Genomic DNA, 22,179 nt, shown 5'->3' with positions numbered 1-22,179 from the left:
ACTTAAATTCGCGGCATCATAGCATCCCAATTAGTGGGAATGCCGGGGGACTTCAGCCCCACGGCAACCCACCAGGAAGTCAAAGTCGCAACCCTGGTCGGCCTGCAGCACATGGTCGATGTACAGCTGGCGGTAGCCGCCGACGATCAGGTTCTGCGGCGGCTTCAGGTCGGCCATGCGCGCCGCCAGCTCTGCGTCGGGGATGTCCAGGTGCAGGCGACCGTTGGCGCAGTCGAGTTCGATCCAGTCACCTTCCTTCACCGTGGCCAACGGTCCACCGGCAGCGGCTTCCGGCGCCACGTGCAAGACCACGGTGCCGTAGGCGGTGCCGCTCATGCGCGCATCGGAGATCCGCACCATATCGGTCACGCCCTGGGCCAGCAGTTTGGCCGGCAAGCCCATGTTGCCGACTTCGGCCATGCCCGGGTAACCCTTGGGCCCGCAGTTTTTCATGACCAGGATCGAGTTGGCGTCCACGTCCAGTTCCGGGTCGTTGATGCGCGCCTTGTACATGTCGAAGTTCTCGAACACCACCGCACGGCCGCGATGCTGCATCAGCTCGGCGCTGGCCGCTGAAGGCTTGAGCACCGCACCGAGTGGCGCCAGGTTGCCGCGCAGCACGCAGATGCCACCGTCGGCGCGGATCGGGTTGTCGAGGGTGCGGATCACTTCGTCCTGGCCGTAGATCGGCGAGTCCTTGGTGTTCTCGCCCAGGGTCTTGCCGTTGACGGTCAAGGCGTTCGGGTGCGGGATCAGGTTGGCTTCGCCGAGGCGACGCAGCACGGCGGGCAGGCCACCGGCGTAGTAGAACTCTTCCATCAGGAAGCGCCCGGACGGTTGCAGGTCGACGATGGTCGGCATGCCGCGACCGATGCGGGTCCAGTCGTCCAGGTCGAGCTCGACGCCGATGCGCCCGGCGATGGCTTTCAAGTGGATCACGGCGTTGGTCGAACCACCGATGGCGGCGTTCACGCGGATGGCGTTTTCAAACGCTTCCTTGGTGAGGATCTTCGACAGCTTCAAGTCTTCGCGCACCATCTCCACTGCACGCATGCCGGACATGTGGGCCAATACATAACGCCGCGCATCCACCGCCGGGATCGCTGCGTTGTGGGGTAGGGAGGTGCCCAGTGCCTCGGCCATGCAGGCCATGGTCGACGCGGTGCCCATGGTGTTGCAGGTGCCCGCCGAACGCGACATGCCGCCTTCGGCCGCGAGGAAGTCATCCAGGGTAATGGTGCCGGCCTTGACCTGTTCACTGAGCTGCCACACCACGGTGCCCGAGCCGATGTCCTGGCCCTTGTGCTTGCCGTTGAGCATCGGCCCGCCGGTGACCACGATGGCCGGCACGTCGCAACTGGCGGCGCCCATCAGCAGGGCCGGGGTGGTTTTGTCGCAGCCGGTCAGCAGCACCACACCGTCAATCGGGTTGCCGCGAATCGCTTCCTCCACGTCCATGCTCGCCAGGTTGCGGGTGAGCATGGCGGTGGGGCGCAGGTTGGATTCGCCGTTGGAGAACACCGGGAATTCCACCGGGAAGCCACCGGCCTCGATCACGCCACGTTTGACGTGCTCGGCGATCTGGCGGAAATGCGCGTTGCATGGGGTCAGCTCCGACCAGGTATTGCAGATACCGATGATCGGCTTGCCATGAAACTGATGGTCGGCAATGCCCTGGTTCTTCATCCAGCTGCGGTACATAAAGCCGTTTTTGTCGGCGGTACCAAACCACTGGGCGGAGCGTAGGCCGGGCTTTTTATCAGACATGATCGACTCTCTTATTGTATGACTATATGTTCTATGCGTGCTTAAACATAAGCGCAAAATCGATGCTTTGGAAGAGTTGTTTTGCAAATAGTCCTACTATATAGTCTGGCTTAACTGAGGTATGACCCTGGCGGATTTTCGCGAGAGGCGTCCCCCGAGCTTCTATAAGAACAACAATCGGAGATCGACCCCCATGAGCCAGGAACTGCGGCTTATTCGGCGCATCACGCTGAAACTGATTCCCTTCCTGATCCTGCTGTACCTGATCGCCTACGTGGACCGCTCCGCCGTGGGCTTTGCCAAGTTGCACATGGGCGCCGACGTCGGTATCGGCGATGCGGCCTATGGCCTGGGCGCGGGGTTGTTCTTTATCGGCTACTTCCTCTTCGAGATCCCCAGCAACCTGATGCTCGACCGCTTTGGCGCACGGCGTTGGTTCGCGCGGATCATGATCACCTGGGGCGCGATCACCATCGGCATGGCCTTCGTGCAAGGGCCGCACAGCTTCTATGTGATGCGCTTCCTGCTCGGCGCGGCCGAAGCCGGATTCTTTCCCGGCGTCCTGTACTACATCACCCAATGGTTCCCGGTGCGCCATCGCGGCAAGATCCTCGGGCTGTTCATCCTCTCCCAACCGATTGCGATGATGATCACCGGCCCCGTGTCCGGCGGCCTGCTGGGCATGGACGGCATCCTCGGCCTGCATGGCTGGCAGTGGCTGTTCATCGTGATCGGCACCCCGGCGATCCTGCTGACCTGGCCAGTGCTGCGCTACCTGCCGGATGGCCCCAAGCAGGTCAAATGGATGAGCGACGCGGAAAAAACCTGGCTCACCGATGAATTGGCCAAGGACCTGCAAGCCTACGGCCAGACCCGCCACGGCAATCCGCTGCATGCCCTCAAGGACAAACGTGTGCTGCTGCTGGCGCTGTTCTACCTGCCGGTGACCCTGAGCATTTACGGCCTGGGCCTGTGGCTGCCGACCCTGATCAAACAGTTTGGCGGCACCGACCTGGTCACCGGCTTTATCTCCGCCGTGCCGTACATCTTCGGCATCATCGGCCTGCTGATCATCCCGCGCAGTTCCGACCGCCTGAATGATCGCTACGGCCACCTGGCCGTGCTGTATGTGCTGGGTGCCATCGGCCTGTTTTTCAGCGCCTGGCTGAGTGTGCCGGTGCTGCAAATGGCCGCGCTGTGCCTGGCGGCGTTTGCGATGTTTTCCTGCACCGCAGTGTTCTGGACCTTGCCGGGGCGCTTCTTTGCCGGCGCCAGTGCGGCGGCGGGCATTGCCTTGATCAACTCGGTGGGCAACCTCGGCGGCTATATCGGTCCATTCGTGATCGGTGCACTCAAGGAATACACCGGCAACCTCGCCTCGGGCTTGTACTTCCTGTCCGGGGTCATGGTGTTCGGGCTGGTCTTGACCGGCGTGGTCTACCGCCTGCTGGAGCGCAAGCACGTACTGCCCGCCGATCAATTCGCCGCCAGCGCCCGTGGCGCCACACGTACTTAATCTGGGAGAAGTTTCATGCGTTTAGTTCAGTTCGAGTCAAGCAACGGTGAACGCCGGGTCGGCGTTGTAGAAGGCGCCACAGTGCGCGAAGTGCGTACCGCGCGCAGCGTGCGCGAACTGGCGCTGGCCGCCATCGAGGCGGGCGTCAAGTTGCAGCAGCAGGTCGAGAGCCTGGGCCTGGGCGACAGCCATGACTACGCCGCACTGCTGGCCGACCTGAAGATTTTGCCGCCGCTGGACCACCCGGACCCGGCCCATATGCTTATCAGCGGCACCGGCCTGACCCACCTGGGCAGCGCCTCGGCGCGGGACAAAATGCACCAGCAGGCCGGCGATGAGAGCACCTTGACCGACACCATGCGCATCTTCAAATGGGGCGTGGAGGGCGGCAAGCCTGCTGCCGGCCAGGCCGGCGTGCAACCGGAATGGTTCTACAAGGGCGACGGCAGCATCGTCGTGCGCCCAGGCGAAGCCTTTCCGGTGCCACCGTTTGCCGAAGACGCCGGTGAAGAACCGGAAATCGGCGGCCTGTATGTGATCGGCCCGGACAGCAAGCCCTATCGCCTGGGTTTTGCGGTGGGCAACGAGTTCTCCGACCACATCATGGAGCGCAAGAACTACCTGTACCTGGCCCATTCCAAGCTGCGCAGCTGCAGCTACGGCCCCGAACTGCGCGTGGGCGAGTTGCCCCAGCACCTGGCCGGCACCAGCCGCATCCTGCGTAACGGCGAGGAAATCTGGCGGAACGAATTCCTCAGTGGCGAGGCCAATATGTGCCACAGCCTGGAAAACCTCGAGTACCACCACTTCAAATACCGCCAGTTCCTCAAGCCGGGCGATGTGCACATTCACTTCTTCGGCACCGCCACGCTGTCATTCGCCGATGGTATACGTACCCAACCGGGCGATGTGTTCGAGATCAGCCAGGCCGAGTTCGGCGCGCCGTTGGTCAATGGCGTCGGCAGCAGCGAGGCGGCATTTGAACCCGGCCAAGTCACCCCCCTTTAAGGAGATCAACATGACCCAGTTCCTCGGCCACAACTACATCGGCGGCCAGCGCAGCGCCAACGGCAGCATCAAGCTGCACAGCGTTGACGCCAGCACGGGCGAAGCCTTGCCGCAGGACTTCTACCAGGCCACGCCGGAAGAGGTGGATGCCGCCGCCAAGGCCGCCGCCGCGGCGTATCCGGCGTACCGTGCGTTGAGTGCCGCGCGCCGCGCGCAGTTCCTGGACGCGATAGCCGACGAACTGGATGCCCTGAGCGATAACTTCATCGAGCTGGTCTGCCGCGAAACCGCGCTGCCCGCCGCCCGTATCAAAGGCGAGCGTGGGCGTACCAGTGGCCAGATGCGCCTGTTCGCCACGGTGCTGCGTCGCGGTGATTTCTACGGCGCACGCATCGACAAGGCGTTACCCGATCGCCAGCCGCTGCCACGCCCGGACCTGCGCCAATACCGCATCGGCCTGGGCCCGGTCGCCGTGTTTGGCGCGAGCAACTTCCCCCTGGCCTTTTCCACCGCCGGCGGCGATACCGCAGCGGCGCTGGCGGCCGGTTGCCCGGTGGTGTTCAAGGCCCACAGCGGGCATATGGCCACGGCCGAGTGTGTCGCTGATGCGATCATTCGCGCGGCCGAGCTCACGGAAATGCCGGCGGGCGTGTTCAACATGATCTTCGGCGGCGGCGTCGGTGAGGCGCTGGTCAAGCACCCGGCGATCCAGGCGGTGGGCTTTACCGGCTCGCTCAAGGGCGGTCGCGCCTTGTGCGATATGGCCGCGGCGCGCCCGCAGCCGATCCCGGTGTTTGCCGAGATGTCGAGCATCAACCCGGTGATCGTGCTGCCCCAAGCCCTGCAAGCGCGAGCGGAAGCGGTCGCTCGGGATCTGACCGCGTCGGTGGTGCAAGGCTGCGGCCAGTTCTGCACCAACCCTGGCCTGGTGATCGGTATCGCCTCGCCGCAGTTCACTGCGTTTACCCAACAGGTCGCCCAATTGATCGGTGAGCAACCGGCGCAAACCATGCTCAATGCCGGCACCCTGAGCAGCTACGGCAAAGGCCTGGAAAAACTCCTGGCGCATCCTGGCATTCAGCATGTGGCCGGTAGCACCCAGGCGGGCAATCAGGCGCAACCGCAGCTGTTCAAGGCCGATGTGCGCTTGCTGATCGATGGCGATGAAGTGCTGCAGGAAGAAGTCTTCGGCCCTACCACGGTGTTTGTCGAAGTGGCTGATCAAGCCCAACTCAGCGCCGCCTTGCACGGCCTGCACGGCCAGCTCACGGCGACGATCATTGGCGAAACGGCAGACTTTCAACAGTTCGCCGAACTCACGCCGCTGCTGGAACAGAAAGTCGGGCGCATCCTGCTCAACGGCTACCCGACCGGCGTCGAAGTCTGCGATTCGATGGTGCATGGCGGCCCGTATCCGGCGACGTCGGATGCCCGTGGCACCTCGGTCGGCACCTTGGCCATCGACCGTTTCCTGCGCCCGGTGTGCTTCCAGAACTACCCTGACAGCCTGCTGCCCGACGCGTTGAAAAACGCCAACCCGTTGCGCATCCAGCGTCTGGTGGATGGCACGCCATCGCGCGATTCGCTGTAAACACTCATCAGGAGGCGTCATGTCGTGTACCGCTGTCACTGAGCACCGTGCGCAACTGGGGGAAGGCCCGTTCTGGGACGTGCCGACCCAGGCGCTGTACTGGGTCAATATCGCCGGCAAGCAGGCACTGCGCCTGATGGGCGGGCAGTTGCAGATCTGGCAGTTGCCCGAGCACGTTTCGGCGTTTATCCCGTGTGAAAGCGGTGATGCGCTGGTGACCTTGAGCAGCGGTGTCTACCGCCTGGACCTGGCCACCGAAGCCCTGACCCTGCTGTGCGTGGCCGACCCGCAACCGGGCAACCGTGGCAATGAAGCGCGCTGCGATGCCCAGGGCCGCCTGTGGCTGGGCACCATGCAGAACAACATCGGCGAACACGGCGAAGACTTGCCGATCACGCGGCGCTCCGGCGGCCTGTTTCGCATCGATGCGGATGCACAGGTCACGCCGTTGCTCCACGGCCTGGGTATTCCCAACACCTTGCTGTGGAGCGAGGACGGCAGGCAGGTGCATTTCGGTGACAGCCTGGACGCCACGCTCTACCAGCATACGATCCAAGCCGACGGCCAACTTGAGCCGGCAACGCTATGGTTCGGACCGCACGCACGCGGCGGGCCGGATGGCTCAGCCATGGACAGTCAAGGCTACATCTGGAACGCCCGTTGGGACGGCAGTTGCCTGCTGCGCCTGACGCCCGAGGGGGAGGTGGACCGCATTATCGAATTGCCCGTGAGTCGCCCCACCAGTTGCGTATTCGGTGGCCCCAACCTCACCACTTTGTATATCACCAGCGCTGCCAGTCCATTGGATCACCCTCTGGACGGCGCGGTGCTGGCCATCGAAGTCGATGTCCCCGGCATGCCTTGCCATCGCTTTGCCGGTTAGCTGCACCGCTTCACTGTAGGAGCGAGCTTGCTCGCGAAAAGCCTGAGCGCGCCGCGTGCATTCAGGATGTACGCGTCATCGTTAACGTTTTTCGCGAGCAAGCTCGCTCCTACAAAAAACAGCAAACAAAAAACAACAACAAGGAGTCACCCGTATGAATCATCGTCGTCGTGGTATCCGTTCCCTGTGCTGCGCCGCTGTGGCGGTCTCGGCCATGAGCTTGAGCGGGCTGTTGCTGGCCGCTGAAGAAGTGAAAATCGGCTTCCTGGTCAAGCAGGCCGAGGAGCCCTGGTTCCAGACCGAATGGGCCTTCGCCGAAAAAGCCGGCAAGGAACATGGCTTTACCGTGATCAAGATCGCCGTGCCCGATGGCGAGAAAACCCTCTCGGCCATCGACAGCCTGGCCGCCAACGGCGCCAAGGGCTTTGTGATCTGCCCGCCGGACGTGTCCCTGGGCCCGGCCATCGTCGCCAAGGCCAAGGCCAATGGCCTGAAAGTCATGGCGGTGGATGACCGCTTTGTCGATGCCAAGGGCAACTTCATGGAGGACGTGCCGTACCTGGGCATGGCCGCGTTTGAAGTGGGCCAGAAACAAGGTGCCGCCATGGCCGCCGAAGCGAAAAAACGCGGTTGGGACTGGAAGGACACCTACGCGGTGATCAACACCTTCAATGAACTCGACACCGGCAAGAAACGCACCGATGGCTCGATCAAATCCCTGGAAGAAGCCGGCATTCCCAAGGACCACATCCTCACCGCCGCGCTGAAAACCCTCGACGTCCCCGGCAGCATGGACGCCACCAACTCGGCGCTGGTCAAGCTGCCCAGCGGCGCGAAAAACCTGATCATCGGCGGCATGAACGACAACACCGTATTGGGCGGCGTACGCGCCACCGAAAGCGCCGGCTTCAAAGCCGCCAACGTGATCGGCATCGGCATCAATGGCACCGACGCCATCGGCGAATTGAAGAAAGCCGACAGCGGCTTCTTCGGCTCGATGCTGCCGAGCCCGCACATCGAGGGCTACAACACCGCACTGGCGATGTACGAGTGGGTCACCACCGGTAAAGAGCCTGCCAAGTACACCGCGATGGACGAAGTGACCCTGATCACCCGCGCCAACTTCCAGGAAGAACTGACCAAGATCGGGCTGTGGAAATGACTGCGGCGGCCCTGCGTTTTGACGCTATCGGCAAAACCTTTCCCGGGGTCAAGGCGCTGGACGGCATCAGCTTCACCGCCCAGCCGGGGCAGGTGCACGCCCTGATGGGCGAGAACGGTGCGGGCAAGTCGACGCTGCTGAAGATCCTCGGCGGCGCCTATATTCCCAGCAGCGGCACGGTGCAGATCGGCGCGCAGACCATGGCGTTCAAGTGCGCCGCCGACAGCATCGCCAGCGGTGTGGCGGTGATTCACCAGGAGCTGCACCTGGTGCCGGAAATGACCGTCGCCGAAAACCTGTTCCTCGGGCATTTGCCCTCGCGCTTTGGCGTGGTCAACCGGGGCCTGCTGCGCAAGCAAGCCCTGGCTTGTCTCAAGGGCCTGGCGGATGAAATCGACCCCGAGGAAAAACTCGGCCGCCTGTCCCTGGGCCAGCGCCAACTGGTGGAAATCGCCAAGGCACTGTCCCGTGGCGCCCATGTGATCGCCTTCGACGAACCGACCAGCAGTCTGTCGGCACGGGAGATCGACCGGCTGATGGCGATCATCACGCGCCTGCGGGATGAGGGCAAAGTGGTGCTCTACGTCTCTCACCGCATGGAAGAGGTGTTCCGCATCTGCAACGCGGTCACGGTGTTCAAGGACGGCCGCTACGTGCGTACTTTCGACGACATGAGCGCGTTGACCCACGACCAGTTGGTGACCTGCATGGTCGGTCGCGACATCCAGGACATCTACGACTACCGCCCGCGTGAGCACGGTGAGGTGGCGCTCAAGGTCGACGGTTTGCTGGGTCCGGGTTTGCGTGAGCCGATCAGTTTTGAGGTGCGCAAGGGCGAGATTCTTGGCTTGTTCGGCTTGGTCGGGGCAGGGCGCACGGAGTTGTTCCGTTTGCTCAGCGGTTTGGAGCGCGCCAGTGCCGGCAGCCTTGAGTTATGCGGGGAGGCCCTGCAACTGCGCTCGCCCCGCGACGCCATCGCGGCCGGTGTGCTGCTGTGCCCGGAAGACCGCAAGAAGGAAGGCATCATTCCGCTCGCAAGCGTCGCGGAGAACATCAACATCAGTGCCCGTGACGCGCATGCGTCCTTTGGCTGGCTGTTGCGCGACGGTTGGGAAAAGGGCAACGCCGACCAGCAGATCAAGGCGATGAAAGTCAAAACGCCTAACGCTGAACAGAAAATCATGTACCTGTCCGGCGGCAATCAGCAGAAAGCCATTCTTGGCCGCTGGCTGTCGATGCCGATGAAGGTGCTGCTGCTCGACGAGCCAACGCGTGGCATCGACATCGGCGCCAAGGCCGAGATCTACCAGATTATCCATAACCTCGCGGCCCAGGGCATTGCGGTGATCGTGGTGTCCAGCGACCTCATGGAAGTGATGGGCATCTCCGACCGCATCCTGGTGCTGTGCGAAGGCGCGATGCGCGGCGAACAAACCCGTGAACACGCGACTGAATCCAACCTGCTGCAACTGGCCCTGCCGCGCGGCCTGGCGAACTGAGAGAAGACCATGACCACTCAAAACAACGCGCTGCCGACGGCACGCAAACCCTTCGATATGCGCGCACTGCTCGACAATTGGGCGATGCTGTTGGCAGCGGTGGGCATCTTTGTCCTGTGCGCCTTGCTCATCGATAACTTCCTCTCACCGTTGAACATGCGCGGCCTGGGCCTGGCGATTTCCACGGTGGGCATCGCCGCCTGCACCATGCTGTTCTGCCTGGCATCGGGGCACTTCGACTTGTCGGTAGGCTCGGTGATTGCCTGCGCCGGTGTGGTGGCGGCGATTGTGATGCGCGATACCGACAGCGTCATGCTGGGCATCGGCGCGGCGCTGCTGATGGGCCTGGTCGTGGGGCTGATCAACGGCATCGTGATCGCCAAGTTGCGAGTCAATGCGTTGATTACCACCCTGGCGACCATGCAGATCGTGCGTGGCCTGGCCTATATCTTTGCCGACGGCAAGGCGGTGGGAGTGTCCCAGGATCAGTTCTTTATCTTCGGTAACGGCCAACTGCTGGGCGTACCGGTGCCGATCCTGATCACCATTGTGTGCTTTGTGTTCTTCGGCTGGCTGCTCAACTACACCACCTACGGGCGCAACACCATGGCCATCGGCGGCAACCCGGAAGCGGCGTTGCTGGCGGGGGTGAATGTCGACCGCACCAAGATCCTGATCTTCGCCGTGCACGGCCTGATCGGCGCATTGGCCGGGGTGATCCTCGCCTCGCGCATGACCTCGGGCCAGCCGATGATCGGCCAGGGTTTCGAGCTGACGGTGATTTCTGCCTGCGTGCTGGGCGGGGTGTCACTGAGCGGCGGGGTGGGGATGATTCGCCACGTGATCGCCGGGGTGTTGATTTTGGCGATCATCGAGAACGCGATGAACCTGAAGAACATCGACACCTTCTACCAATACGTGATCCGCGGTTCGATCCTGCTGCTGGCGGTGGTCATCGACCGCATGAAACAACGCTGAATTCATGCCATGTGAAGATCCAAGTGTGGGAGGGGGCAAGCCCCCTCCCACAATTTAATCAGCGGAGAACTTGAAGACGGTGTTCTGGGTGTAGGTCTGTCCTGGGTTCAGGCGAGTTGAGGCGAAGTTTGGTTGGTTAGGCGCATCCGGATAGTGCTGGGTCTCCAAGGTGAAACCACTCCAGTGCAGGTAGGTCTTGCCACCTTTGCCCTTCACCGAGCCATCAAGGAAGTTGCTGGTATAGAACTGCACGCCCGGTTCGCTGGTGTAGAGCTGCAAGCGCCGGCCTGACGCCGGGTCATGCACCTCGGCGGCCAGTTGCTTGACGTCGCCTTTGGTGTCCAGTGCCCAGTTGAAGTCAAACCCACCCTGTTTTGGCTCGGCAAACTTGAGCTGCGGATGATCCTCCTTGATGTGCTGCCCGATCGGGGTGGGCTTGAGGAAGTCCATCGGCGTGCCTTTGACCGGTGCGAGTTCGCCGGTCGGAATCAGGGTGGCATTGACCGGGGTGTAATGGCTGGCATGCAAGGTCGCGACTTGCTTGAGGATGTCGCCGTTACCCGCACCGGCCAGGTTGAAGTAGCTATGGTTGGTGAGGTTGAGCACCGTCGGTTTGTCGGTGGTGGCTTTGTAGTCGATGTGCAGTTCGTTCTTGTCGTTGAGACGGTAGGTGACTTCGGTTTTCAAATTACCGGGAAAGCCCATCTCACCGTCCTTGGACAGGTAGCTCAGCTTCACGCCGACCGAGTCCTTGTCCTTGACCGACTCGGCCTTCCACACCTGCTTGTCGAAGCCCTGGGCGCCGCCATGCAGTGAGTTGGGGCCATCGTTGAGCGGCACCTGGAAGCGCTTGCCGTCGAGTTCGAAGGCGCCGCCGGCCAGGCGATTGCCGAAGCGGCCGATGGTTGCGCCGAAAAACGCCGTACCGGCTTGATAGCCTTGCACGTCGTCAAAGCCCAGCACCACATCGTCGACCTTGCCGTTTTTGTCCGGCACTTTCAGCGACTGCAACACACCGCCGTAGGTAATGACGGTGGCTTGCATGCCGTGACTGTTGCGCAAGATGTACTGTTCGACGGCAGTGCCGTCGTTGGTTTTACCGAAAGGTTTTTGCTCGCTGCTCAGGCCGGCCGCCTGGGCGCCGCCGCTGGCGATCAGCATGGACAGCGCCAGTCCGGACAGCAGGTATCGAGGGTGCTTCATGGTCGAACTTCCTTTTGTTGTTTTGAGTGGAATAGTTCTACTAATAGCGATATTTTGTCGTTGTGACAGCGAATTTATAGCCTTTTACCCCGGTTTCGTAAAATAAAATAAGACTAATTGATCGAGGCATCCTTTTATGAGTACTGAACACGCCGTCTATCCCGACCTCAAGGGCAAGACCGTATTGATTTCCGGGGGCGCCTCGGGGATCGGCGAATTCATGGTGCGGGCCTTCGCTGTGCAGGGTGCCAAGGTCGGCTTTGTGGACCGCGCACAAAGCCAGGGCGAACGCCTGGCGGCGTTGTTGAGTTCCCAGGGGCATGCCGTGGAGTTCGTGTGTTGCGACATCACTGATGAAATCGCCTACAAGGCGGCGATAGGGCGCTTCGAACATTCCCTGGGGCCGATCACCGTACTGGTGAACAACGCCGCCAATGACGTGCGCCACACCCTGGAAGAAGTCGATTCGGAAATGTTCGACCGGCTGATCTCGGTCAACCTCAAACACGCCTTCTTCGCCGCCAAGGCCGTGGTGCCGATGATGAAACGCGCCGGCAGCGGCTCGATCATCAACCTCGGCTCCGTCGGCTGGATGATGGCTTCCGCCGGCTACCCGGTGTACGCCGCCAGCAAGGCCGCCGCCCACGGCATGACCCGCGCGCTGGCACGGGAGCTGGGGCCCAATCGCATCCGCGTCAATACGCTGGTGCCAGGCTGGGTGATGACGGAGAAACAGCTGGCCATGTGGGTGGATGACGCCGCCAAGGAACTGATCAGCCGCAGCCAGTGCCTGCCCGGCAGCGTACTGCCGGAACACATCGCCAATATGGCGCTGTTTCTTGCTTCCGATGCGTCGGCGATGTGTTCGGCGCAGAACTTCATCGTTGACGGCGGCTGGGTCTGAGCCGAACACGTCAGTTCAGACAACCCAGATCAAGGTGGGAGGGGGCTTGCCCCCGATAGCGGTGGCTCAGGCAGTACGTCTACAACTGACCCACCCTTATCGGGAGCAAGCCCTCTCCCACATTTGAAACTGTGTCGCTTATTCGATGGGGTAACGCTTGAACGCCGGATGCTGTTCCAGCCTTTCGGCATGCCGTTGCAGGTTGGGAAACGCATCCGCCTTGACCACCGACGCCACGGTGAACTGGCTGAACGACCAGGCCACCGCCGCCGTAATCGACGCCTGGGTCAGTGCTTCGCTGTCGCCCAATTGCTTGTCCAGCAATCCATAGGCCGCGAGCAATTGGCCGGTCACGCGCTCAAGCCACGGTGCATGCAGTTTCTCGGCCGGGCGCAGGTTGTGTTCATAGACGATCTGCACGCTTTTCTCACAGGCTGCCAGCGCCAGTCCCAGAACGTGCAAGTCCTTGGCCAGTGCCGCCGGTTGCTGGGGCAGCAGCTTCCTGTCAGCCGGAGCCAGGGTTTCGAGGTACTCCAGGATCAGGCTGGAGTCCATCAATACCGTGCCGTCGTCCAGCACCAGGGTAGGGGCCTTGACCACCGGGTTGATCTGCGCAAATTCGTTGAAGGTGCGGAACACGGACAAGGGTTCATGCACGAAATTCACCCCGTACAGGTCCAGGGAAATTGCCACGCGGCGTACGTAAGGCGAGTCCAGCATGCCGACCAGTTTCATGAAGCCTCCATTGCTATCAGGGTGACGAGCTCAAGAGATTAAGGGCACTCGGTCGCCCGGCGCAATTGTTGATACGCCTGCACCAACTGCTCCAGGCTGAACGCCAGGTTGCGTCCGCTGGGGTTGGGCAGCACCCACACTGACGCACCGCCCAACCCCTTTGGCTGCAAGCCCCAGGCGATCTCGCGCTGGCCGCTCAATGCGCTGTAGCCGGGCTTGCCCAGGAACGCCACGAAGCGCGGCGCGCAGTGGCGGATCTTCTGTTCGAAGCCCGTCGCGGCCTGGGTGAACTCATGCCGTGCCAATTCGCCCGCGCTGGCCGTGGGGCGTTCCACCAACGTGGTCAGTCCGCAGTGGTAGTGCAACAACGTGCGGCCGTGTTCGGGGGGGATTTCATGGGGGGTGAACCCGGCCAGATGCAAGGTGCGCCAGAAGCGGTTGCTGCGGTTGGCGAAATGCAGGCCGAGGGCGGCAGAACCCTTGCCGGGGTTGATGCCGCAGAACACCACGTTCAGGTGGTCAGCGAGGATGTCTTCAAGCCCGGCGTTCATGCCGGGCTCCTGAAACCTTGGCGGCTGGCGCCCGGCGGTTGCCCGGTGATGCGTTTGTAGGCGCGGCTGAAGGCCGCCTGGGAGGTATAGCCGAGGCGGTACGCCACTTCTTCGATGGGCAGCCGCTCCAGGGTCAGCCACTGGCTGGCGAGGCGCATGCGCAGTTCGGTCACGTAACGCAGCGGCGGTACCCCGAGGGTCGCCTGGAAACGATCCGCGAACACCGAGCGTGAGGTATGACAGTGCGCCGCCAGTTCGGCCACGCTCCAGTCGCGGCCCGGTTGCTGGTGCAGGGCGAGCAGGGCGCCGGCCAGGCGGGTGTCGCGCAAGGCGGCCGCGAGGCCCGACGCATTGGCGCAGGCGCACTCGACCCAGCCCCGCACGATCATCGCTGCCACCACATCGGCCAGGCGCGCAAGGATGCCGGCGTAACCGACGCGGGCGCTGGAGACTTCGCGTTCCATCACCGCCAGGATCGGCATCAAGCCGGGGTAACGCTGGCCCCCGGCGTCGATCAGCATCAAGGCCGGCATCAGGTTGCCGAGGCCCTGGATGCTGTCGAGCTCGAACTCCATGCAGGCGCTGAACAGCAGGGTGCTGGAAGGAGCAAGGGGCGAGGCATTCACCGCGCACACGGTATCGCCCAGCGGTGCAGCGTCGAAGCTGGCGATGTCTTGCACGGGGTCATCCGGGTTGGACAACAGCGCATGGGCGCCACCGTGGGCGATAAACACCGCATTACCGGCCGACAACTCAAAGAGGCTGCCGTCGTGCAGGCGCAGGGTCGCGCAGCCGGCGGCCAGAAAGTGGAAATACGCATGGCCTGGCTTGGCCGCAAAGCTGATGCCGAACACCGGCCCGGCCTGGATGCGCCGGTACTGCACGCCGCGCAGGCGCATGCTGCGCAGCAGCTCATTGATCAGCTCGGAGGACAGGGTGAATGCGTTGTCGGCTGGCATATTCGGGGTTTCGGTCAAGAACTCAAGGGTTTGAATCATAGATCATCCTGATGGGCAAACCTAGACTGGCCATCACGTAAATGCCTGAGGATGTCTTGTGATGAATGATTGTGTGTCCCATGCCCCTGTCGATGACAGGGCAGAACCGACCACGCCGGCCTGGATGGCGGTGTTTTCCCTGGCGATGGGCGTGTTCGGCCTGCTCACGGCGGAGTACCTGCCGGCCAGCCTGCTGACGCCGATGGCCCTGGACCTGGGCGTGTCGGAGGCGTTGGCCGGGCAAGCGGTCACGGTCACGGCGGTGGTGGCGTTGTTCGCCGGTTTGCTGGTGCCTGGCCTGACGCGCGGCATCGACCGGCGCCTGGTGCTGCTGGGGTTCTCCACGCTGATGATTGCGTCCAACCTGCTGGTGGCGTTCTCGTCCAGCCTCCTGGTGCTGTTGTTGATGCGCATCCTGTTGGGCATTGCCCTCGGCGGTTTCTGGAGCATGGCGGCGGCCGTTGCGATGCGCCTGGTACCAGCGGCATTGCTGCCGCGTGCCTTGTCGATCATCTTCAGCGGCATTGCGGTAGGTACCGTGGTCGCGGTGCCGTTGGGCAGCTACCTGGGGGACCTGTATGGCTGGCGCAGTGCATTTGTGGCGGCGGCCGCCGTCGGCGTAGTGACCCTGGCCTTCCAGCTGTTCACACTGCCGCGCCTGGCACCCAGCGGCACCGCGCGCCTTCGCACCGTGCTTGATGTACTGCTGCGCCCCGGCATTGCCATCGGCATGTTCGGCTGCGTGCTGGTGCACACCGGGCACTTCGCGCTGTTTACCTACATTCGCCCGTTTCTGGAAAGCGCCACCGGAGTCGGCACCCAAGGGCTGGCGTTGATGCTGCTGGGGTTTGGCGCGGCGAATTTTGTCGGCACGCTGCTGGCCGGGTGGTTGCTGGTGCGCAATCCCCGGGGGACCCTGGTGTTGATGCCGGTCCTGGTGGGCGTCGCGGCGTTGGCCCTGGTGTTGCTGCCCGCGTCACTGCCGGGTCAGGCATTGCTCCTGGCGCTGTGGGGCATGGCCTTCGGCGGGGTGCCGGTGGCGTGGTCGAACTGGGTGGCCCGTGCGGTGCCGGATCAGGCCGAAAGTGCCGGTGGCATGGTGGTCGCCTCGGTGCAATCGGCCATCGCGGCGGGTGCGGCGGGCGGGGGCGCGATGTTCAGTGCCACCGGCATCGACGGGGTGTTTCTGGGCGCGGGTTGCTTGATGCTGCTGGCGGCACTGTTGATCGCGCTGCGCGTGCAGGTGCCCCGGCACGCTGCGGCGGGGAGTGTGACGCACCACCCGTCTTTGGTTTAGTCTCAAACGCTTCGCTGATCGCACACGCTTCTGGAGTCGTAAGCATGACCGAGTATGTACCCCCGAAAGTCTGGACCTGGGACACCGAAAGCGGCGGCACCTTCGCCAGCATCAACCGGCCCATCGCCGGCGCCACCCATGACAAGGCGCTGCCGGTCGGCAAGCATCCGCTGCAGCTGTATTCCCTGGCCACGCCCAACGGGCAGAAGGTCACCATCCTTCTTGAAGAACTGCTGGCCCTGGGGCACAGCGGCGCCGAGTACGACGCCTGGCTGATCAAGATCGGCGACGGCGACCAGTTCGGCAGCGGCTTTGTCGGGGTCAACCCGAACTCCAAGATCCCGGCCTTGATGGACCACAGCGGCGCCCAGCCGATTCGCGTGTTCGAGTCCGGCGCGATCCTGCAATACCTGGCCGAGAAGTTCGGCGCCTTCTTCCCCACCGAGGCTGCGGCCCGCGCGGAGTGCCTGTCGTGGTTGTTCTGGCAGATGGGCAGCGCGCCGTACCTGGGCGGCGGCTTCGGGCATTTCTATGCCTATGCGCCGAGCAAGATGGAATACCCGATCAACCGTTTTGCCATGGAAACCAAGCGCCAGTTGGATGTGCTGGACCAGCGCCTGGCCGTGAGCGAGTACATCGCCGGGGATGAATACACCATCGCCGATATCGCCATCTGGCCGTGGTACGGCGGGCTGGTCAAAGGCCGCTTGTATGGGGCGGCGGAGTTTCTGTCGGTGCACGAGTACACACACGTACAGCGCTGGGTGGAGGCGATTGAGGCGCGGCCGGCGGTGCAGCGTGGGCGGCGGGTGAATGGGGTGTCGGGCGAGGAACCGTTGCCCGAGCGGCATGACGCAAGTGACCTGGACTGATTGAGATCCAAGTGTGGGAGGGGGCTTGCCCCGATAGCGGTGGATCAGTCACGGATGTATCAACTGACCCACTGCCATCGGGGGCAAGCCCCCTCCCACATTTTGATCGCCTTATCTTCGATTTACTTGTAGCGCTGTTCGAACACCGCCACCTGTTCGGGCTTAATGAGCTCGAACGGCACCCACACCTCCGACTCGATCGGCTCGCCCTTGATCATCTTGATTGCCGACTGCACTGCCTGAGTGGCCTGGGCCTTGGGGTCCTGGAACACCGAGGCGGTGAGCATGCCACGTTTGATCGCCGCCAAACCGTCAGGTAAGCCGTCGATGCCGATAATCGCGATCTCACCCTTGGCCTTGCCCGACTGTTGCAAGGCCATGGCCGCGCCGATCGCCATTTCGTCGTTGTTGGCGACGATGGCATCGAACTGCGTGCCCGCCAGCAGCCAGTTGCTGGTCAGGTCCATGCCCTTGCTGCGTTGCCATTCGGCGCTTTGCTGCTCGACCACCTTGATGCCGGGAAAGTCCTTGAGCACCTGCTTGGCGCCTTCGGTGCGGTCATGGGTGGCGTTCTGCGCGAGGTCGCCCATGATGATCGCCACATTGCCTTTGCCGCCGAGTTTTTCCGCGAGGTAGCGCATCTGCAATTGCCCGGCTTCGATATCGTTGGACGCCACGGTGACCACGCCCTTGGGCAACGTACGCTCATCCGGGTGGCGGTTGACGTACACCAGAGGAGTCTTGGCCGCCACGGCGGCGCGGGTCATGTTGGCGGTGGCGGCGGTGTCCACCGGCAGCACGATCACGGCGTCGACTTTCTGGTTCAGAAAGCCTTCGACCTGGTTGAGCTGGCGCACCACGTCGCCCTGGGCGTCTTCGAACTGGATCTGCACGTCCTGTTGTTTAGCGGCATTTTCCAGGCCGGTGCGCACGTAGGTCATGAAGTTATCGTCGACCCGCGCGATGCTCACGCCGATGCGATACGCGGCGAAGGTCCATTGGCTGAACAGCAGTAAAAACGCAGCAACAAGCAATGAATAGCGATGCATGAGGGTGTTCCTTTTATTGTTATAGGGTGAACGCTTGACGGAAACGCTCCAGGGCCAACTCGCTGTCGCCGCTGGCCCAGCCTTCGAGGCCGACCACGCCGTTGTAGCCCATGGCGTGCAGGGCCCTGGCAATGGCCGGGTAGTGGATTTCGCCGGTGCCAGGCTCCTTGCGTCCGGGCACGTCGGCCACCTGGATTTCACCGATGGCGCTGCCTGCGCGCTGGATCAGCTCGATCAGGTTTCCTTCGCCGATCTGCGCGTGGTACAGGTCCAGGTTCATCTTCAGGTGCGGGCTGCCCACGGCTTCGATCAGCGCCAGGGTGTCGTCGGCGCGGGCGAACGGGGTGCCTGGGTGGTCGACCTCAGTGTTGAGGTTTTCCAGCAGGAACACGCGGCCGGCGTCTTCGCCCAGGCGCGCGATTTTTTCCAGCGCCTTGCACGCGCTCAGCCACATGCGCCCGGTGGTCTGGCTCACGGGCTGTACCGGTAGGCCGCCGTCACCCAGTCCGGTGCCGTGCAGGTTGAGGCTGGGGCAATTCAGGCGCTCGGCGACGCCGATGGATTCGCGCGCACTGTCGAGCAGTTGGCGGATGCCGTCGGGGTCGGTGAGGGTGCCGCTGATATAGCCGGTCATCGAGGTGAAATCGGCGCCGGTGGCGGCCAGGGCACTGATGTCTTTATTGGTCCAATTCCAGATCTCCGCGCTGAAACCCAGTGCATGGATGCGCTTCACGCGCTCGACGAAGGGCAGGTCGAGAAACACCATCTCGGCACTGATCGCCAGTTTGAACGGGCTCATCAACGGGCTCCCTGCACGGCCACGGCCTTGCCGGTTTCGAACGACTCGATACAGGCGCGGGCAATCGCCAGGGCGGCGCGCGCGTCTTCACCACTGGCCATGGGCTTGGCGCCGGTGCGCAGGCAGTCGACAAAATGGTTGAGTTCGGCGATGTAGGCGTCGCGCAGCAGGTCGGTGTCCATACGCTGGGTGTCGGCCTGGATACCCTGGGCCAGGTAGCGCACCAGGTCGGAGTCGTTGAGGCTGCCCATGCTCAGCATGCCGGCGCTGCCGAACACTTCGCCGCGCACGTCGTAGCCGTACACCGCCTGGAAGTTGGCCTCGGCGGTGGCGATGGCGCCGTTGTCGAAGCGGATCGCGACCACGGCGGTGTCGAGGAAACCTTTGCTTTTGTATTCCGGCGCGATCAGTGCGTCGGCCATCACATACACCTGCACCGCTTCGGCGCCGGGGTTGAGGTAGCGCAGGGTGTCGAAGTCGTGGATCAGGGTTTCCAGGAAGATCACCCATTGCGGCGAATTGGCCGGGTTGTTGAGTGCCGGGTCGCGGGTCAGCGAACGCAACAACTGCGGCGTGCCGATGCGGCCGGCCGCCACGTCGAGGTGGGCCGTGCGGAAGCTCTTGGCGAAACGCCGATTGAAACCGACCTGCAGCGGCACGCGCGCATCGGCGGCGGCGGCAATGGCGCGGTCGGCTTCGTCGAGGGTGATGGCCATGGGTTTTTCGCAGAAGATCCCCTTGCCGGCGCGGGCGGCGCTGATCACCAGTTCGGCGTGGCTGCGGGCGGGGGCGGCGATGAGGACGCCGTCGATGTCCGGGTCGTCGAGCAGCTGCTGTGGGTCGGTGTAGACCTTGTCCACGCCCAGTTCGGCCGCCAGGCGTGCGGCTTGGCCGGGAGTGGGGTCGGCGATGGCGGCGAGGGTCGCGCCGGGGATGTGTCGCGCGGCGGTCAGGCCGTGGAAACTGCCCATGCGACCCGCACCGATCAAGCCCAGGCGGATGTTCTGTGTACTCATGAAATGACCCCTTTTTATTGTTGGCCGCAGGACAGCCCTGACTGGCAAAGGGGCAGGAGCAAAGGTTATGCCAATTTATAAGTACCTGATAATTAAGGCTTTATAAAATACAATAAACAAAATGTGTTCATTCTGATGACATGCCTATACTGACATGTCAAAAACATGAACATGGATACCGCCCGATGAGCATGGCGTTCAGCGTACAAGACCTCGACTACCTGACGGCCCTGGGGCCTGCGGCGCTGAACGACGGCCCCGTTGCCGCGCTGGAACAGGCGTGGCGCGCGTGCCTGGCCGGGCAGGTGCAGCGCCCGGCCGAGGTGCGGCAGGTAATCTGGGACTCGTGGCGGCGCAGCATCGCTGCCGCTATCGACCCGCACGACAGCCAATACCGCTTCGCCGCCGCCGACACGCTGGCGGCCACCCTGGCCAGCCATCGCGTGCTGATCGCCGCCGCCGCGCAGGTCATGCACGGCTTGTTGGCCTACAACCCTCGCGGCCATATCAACCTCACCGACGCCGATGGCATCACCCTGTATTTCTGCGGGCTGGACATCACCCCCGTCGGCAGTCGCCTGCTCGAATCGGTCCAGGGCACCAACTGCACCGGCCTGGCCCTGGCCGAAGACCGCTTGGTGTACGTGCTGGCCGAGGAGAACTTCGGCAGCGGCCTGCGCCAACGCCGCATGCACTGCGCCGCCGCGCCGATCAGGAATGCCCAGGGCCAGCCCCTGGCGATGCTGACCCTCACCGCCGAACCCGGCTGGTTTCACTTTCACACCCTCGGCACCGTGCAAGCGGCTGCCGAAGCGGTCTCCCGCCAAATGGCCCTGCAAGCGCTGTTGGAAGAGCAGCAAACCGTGCTCGAAGTCCTTAACGAAGGCCTGGTGGTGCTCGATGAGCGTGGCTGCATCAAGGCGCTCAACCGTTATGCCCGGCAACTGTTCGGGGTGGGACTGGAACTGATCGGCAGCCCCTTCCAGCGCCTGGGCCGCAGTGAGTTGAGTGACGCCATGCTTTTACGCGGCGGTGAGCCGGTGCGTGACCTCGATTGCACCTTCCACCTGCACGACCGCAGTCAGCTCGCCTGCCTGGTCTCGGTGTGCCCGCTGGAGCAGGGCGGGGTGATCGTGTCGCTGCGCGAGAACCGCCGCATCCGCGAAATCACCCGGCGCATCATCAGCACCCAGGCCCGCTACACCTTCGACACCCTCCAGGGCACGTCGCGGGCGATCCAGGACGCGCTGCACTTGGGGCGCATTGCCAGTCGCAGTGAATCCACCACCCTGATCCTCGGCGAAAGCGGCACCGGCAAGGAGTTGTTCGCCCAGGCCATCCACAACGCCAGCGACCGCGCCAACGGCCCGTTCGTGGCGGTCAACTGCGGCGCGATCCCGCGCGACTTGGTGCAAAGCGAGCTGTTCGGGCATGTCGAAGGCGCATTCACCGGCTCGGCCCGGGGCGGGTCGGCAGGCAAGTTTGAACTGGCCGATGGCGGCACCATCTTTCTGGATGAGATTGGCGATATGTCCTTCGACGCTCAGGTCAGCCTGTTGCGGGTGTTGCAGGAAGGCGAGATCACCCGCGTCGGCGCGAAAAACTCACGGCCAGTGGACGTACGCATCATCGCCGCGACCCACCGCAACCTCAGCCAGGCGGTGGCCGAAGGGGCGTTCCGTGAAGACCTCTACTACCGCCTCAACGTACTGAACCTGACCGTGCCGCCGCTGCGCATGCGCCGTGAAGATATTCCACTGCTGGCACGGCACTTCCTCACGCGCTGTGCCCGTTCGCTGCGCAAATCGGTACAAGGTTTTTCCCCGGAGGCGCTGGAATTGCTCTCGGCCTACGCCTGGCCGGGCAATGTGCGAGAGCTGGAAAACAGCATCGAGCGCGCCACCAACCTGGCGACGGGCGAACTGATCCAGGCGGCCGATTTGCCCGTGGAAACCAGACCGCGCGCCACGCTGCGTCACTACGAACCTCAGCCCGCCCAAGACCTGAGCAGCCACGAAATGCACGCCATCGTCGCCGCACTCAAAAGCACCGGCGGCAACATCCGCCTGGCCGCCCGGCAACTGAACGTATCGCGGGGTGGGCTGTACAACAAGATGAGTCGATTCGGGCTGAGCGCCGCAGATTTTCGCGGCGCATAAGATCGAAATGTGGGAGGGGGCTTGCCCCCGATAGCCATAGGTATCTACACAACGTTGGCTCAACGCTGAAAGCGCGGCAGATAGGGCTGTTGTGGCGAGCGGGCTTGTCCCGCGTTGGGCTGCGCAGCAGCCCCAAAACCAGCCTCTACAGAGTGTCTGATACACCGCGTTCTTCTTGACTGGGGCTGCTGC

19 protein-coding genes are annotated in these 22,179 nt (G+C 63.2%); 11 read left to right on the top strand and 8 right to left on the bottom strand.

Annotated elements, in window-relative coordinates; all coding sequences use genetic code 11:
- Positions 1 to 30: 30 nt before the first annotated feature.
- On the bottom strand, positions 31 to 1,767 hold the full coding sequence (locus AD670_RS26925) for an IlvD/Edd family dehydratase (protein ID WP_027603618.1): 1,737 nt from the start codon (positions 1,765 to 1,767) through the stop codon (positions 31 to 33).
- 193 nt (positions 1,768 to 1,960) lie between these two features.
- On the opposite strand from AD670_RS26925, the gene AD670_RS26920 reads away from it, so the two are divergent.
- The 7 genes from AD670_RS26920 to araH all read left to right on the top strand — a co-directional run bounded on the left by AD670_RS26920 (position 1,961) and on the right by araH (position 10,404).
- Positions 1,961 to 3,283 carry an MFS transporter gene (locus tag AD670_RS26920; RefSeq protein WP_053139479.1) on the top strand — a complete coding sequence of 441 codons (1,323 nt, stop codon included), beginning with the start codon at positions 1,961 to 1,963 and terminating at the stop codon, positions 3,281 to 3,283.
- Between the two features lie 15 nt (positions 3,284 to 3,298).
- Positions 3,299 to 4,291 carry an AraD1 family protein gene (araD1, locus tag AD670_RS26915; RefSeq protein WP_053139477.1) on the top strand — a complete coding sequence of 331 codons (993 nt, stop codon included), beginning with the start codon at positions 3,299 to 3,301 and terminating at the stop codon, positions 4,289 to 4,291.
- Positions 4,292 to 4,301: 10 nt separating this feature from the next.
- The gene (locus AD670_RS26910) at positions 4,302 to 5,882 is read left to right on the top strand and encodes an aldehyde dehydrogenase (NADP(+)) (protein WP_053139474.1); all 1,581 of its coding nucleotides are present in this window, start codon (positions 4,302 to 4,304) and stop codon (positions 5,880 to 5,882) included.
- A gap of 19 nt (positions 5,883 to 5,901) precedes the next feature.
- A complete protein-coding gene (locus AD670_RS26905) occupies positions 5,902 to 6,765 on the top strand; it encodes an SMP-30/gluconolactonase/LRE family protein (protein WP_053139472.1) in 864 nt (287 codons plus the stop codon).
- Between the two features lie 154 nt (positions 6,766 to 6,919).
- On the top strand, positions 6,920 to 7,927 hold the full coding sequence (locus AD670_RS26900) for a substrate-binding domain-containing protein (RefSeq protein WP_053139471.1): 1,008 nt from the start codon (positions 6,920 to 6,922) through the stop codon (positions 7,925 to 7,927).
- On the top strand, positions 7,924 to 9,426 hold the full coding sequence (araG, locus tag AD670_RS26895; RefSeq protein WP_053139468.1) for an L-arabinose ABC transporter ATP-binding protein AraG: 1,503 nt from the start codon (positions 7,924 to 7,926) through the stop codon (positions 9,424 to 9,426). Before AD670_RS26900 ends, araG begins: the two co-directional genes overlap by 4 nt.
- A gap of 9 nt (positions 9,427 to 9,435) precedes the next feature.
- Positions 9,436 to 10,404, top strand: a complete 969-nt coding sequence (gene araH, locus AD670_RS26890) for an L-arabinose ABC transporter permease AraH (protein WP_053139467.1) — start codon at positions 9,436 to 9,438, stop codon at positions 10,402 to 10,404.
- 54 nt (positions 10,405 to 10,458) lie between these two features.
- On the opposite strand, the gene AD670_RS26885 is transcribed toward araH, so the two are convergent.
- Positions 10,459 to 11,607 carry an aldose epimerase family protein gene (locus AD670_RS26885; protein ID WP_053139465.1) on the bottom strand — a complete coding sequence of 383 codons (1,149 nt, stop codon included), beginning with the start codon at positions 11,605 to 11,607 and terminating at the stop codon, positions 10,459 to 10,461.
- A gap of 136 nt (positions 11,608 to 11,743) precedes the next feature.
- Between AD670_RS26885 and AD670_RS26880 the strand changes: the two genes are divergently transcribed.
- Entirely contained in the window at positions 11,744 to 12,511 is a 768-nt protein-coding gene (locus tag AD670_RS26880; protein WP_053139463.1) for an SDR family NAD(P)-dependent oxidoreductase, read from the top strand.
- A 138-nt stretch (positions 12,512 to 12,649) separates the two neighbouring features.
- Here the strand turns inward: AD670_RS26880 and AD670_RS26875 are convergent, their stop codons facing one another.
- The 3 genes from AD670_RS26875 to AD670_RS26865 are packed head-to-tail and all read right to left on the bottom strand — an operon-like array spanning position 12,650 to position 14,756.
- Positions 12,650 to 13,246, bottom strand: a complete 597-nt coding sequence (locus AD670_RS26875) for a glutathione S-transferase (RefSeq protein ID WP_053139461.1) — start codon at positions 13,244 to 13,246, stop codon at positions 12,650 to 12,652.
- A 38-nt stretch (positions 13,247 to 13,284) separates the two neighbouring features.
- Complete coding sequence (mug, locus tag AD670_RS26870) at positions 13,285 to 13,797, bottom strand: G/U mismatch-specific DNA glycosylase (RefSeq protein WP_053139459.1); 513 nt, start codon at positions 13,795 to 13,797, stop codon at positions 13,285 to 13,287.
- Complete coding sequence (locus AD670_RS26865) at positions 13,794 to 14,756, bottom strand: AraC family transcriptional regulator (protein ID WP_053139876.1); 963 nt, start codon at positions 14,754 to 14,756, stop codon at positions 13,794 to 13,796. Before AD670_RS26865 ends, mug begins: the two co-directional genes overlap by 4 nt.
- Positions 14,757 to 14,856: 100 nt before the next feature.
- Here AD670_RS26865 and AD670_RS26860 point away from each other — a divergent pair, with 100 nt between their 5' ends.
- Together AD670_RS26860 and yghU are read left to right on the top strand one after the other, a co-directional pair.
- Positions 14,857 to 16,092, top strand: a complete 1,236-nt coding sequence (locus AD670_RS26860) for an MFS transporter (RefSeq protein WP_053139457.1) — start codon at positions 14,857 to 14,859, stop codon at positions 16,090 to 16,092.
- Between the two features lie 44 nt (positions 16,093 to 16,136).
- Entirely contained in the window at positions 16,137 to 16,964 is an 828-nt protein-coding gene (gene yghU / locus AD670_RS26855; protein ID WP_053139454.1) for a glutathione-dependent disulfide-bond oxidoreductase, read from the top strand.
- 122 nt (positions 16,965 to 17,086) lie between these two features.
- Here the strand turns inward: yghU and AD670_RS26850 are convergent, their stop codons facing one another.
- Genes AD670_RS26850 through AD670_RS26840 form a run of 3 tightly spaced genes read right to left on the bottom strand, consistent with a single transcriptional unit; the run spans position 17,087 to position 19,828 of the window.
- The gene (locus AD670_RS26850; RefSeq protein ID WP_053139452.1) at positions 17,087 to 18,013 is read right to left on the bottom strand and encodes a sugar ABC transporter substrate-binding protein; all 927 of its coding nucleotides are present in this window, start codon (positions 18,011 to 18,013) and stop codon (positions 17,087 to 17,089) included.
- 19 nt (positions 18,014 to 18,032) lie between these two features.
- Positions 18,033 to 18,812: a TIM barrel protein gene (locus tag AD670_RS26845; RefSeq protein WP_053139449.1), complete on the bottom strand. Its 780-nt coding sequence runs from the start codon at positions 18,810 to 18,812 to the stop codon at positions 18,033 to 18,035.
- The gene (locus AD670_RS26840; RefSeq protein WP_053139447.1) at positions 18,812 to 19,828 is read right to left on the bottom strand and encodes a Gfo/Idh/MocA family oxidoreductase; all 1,017 of its coding nucleotides are present in this window, start codon (positions 19,826 to 19,828) and stop codon (positions 18,812 to 18,814) included. The genes AD670_RS26845 and AD670_RS26840 overlap by 1 nt, the downstream gene beginning before the upstream one ends.
- Positions 19,829 to 20,013: 185 nt before the next feature.
- Here AD670_RS26840 and AD670_RS26835 point away from each other — a divergent pair, with 185 nt between their 5' ends.
- Positions 20,014 to 21,987, top strand: a complete 1,974-nt coding sequence (locus AD670_RS26835; protein WP_053139445.1) for a sigma-54-dependent Fis family transcriptional regulator — start codon at positions 20,014 to 20,016, stop codon at positions 21,985 to 21,987.
- Positions 21,988 to 22,179 lie beyond the last annotated feature (192 nt).

This window comes from Pseudomonas sp. MIACH, from assembly GCF_001269925.1.
Taxonomy (GTDB): domain Bacteria; phylum Pseudomonadota; class Gammaproteobacteria; order Pseudomonadales; family Pseudomonadaceae; genus Aquipseudomonas.
This window is presented reverse-complemented; position numbering and strand designations above follow the sequence as displayed.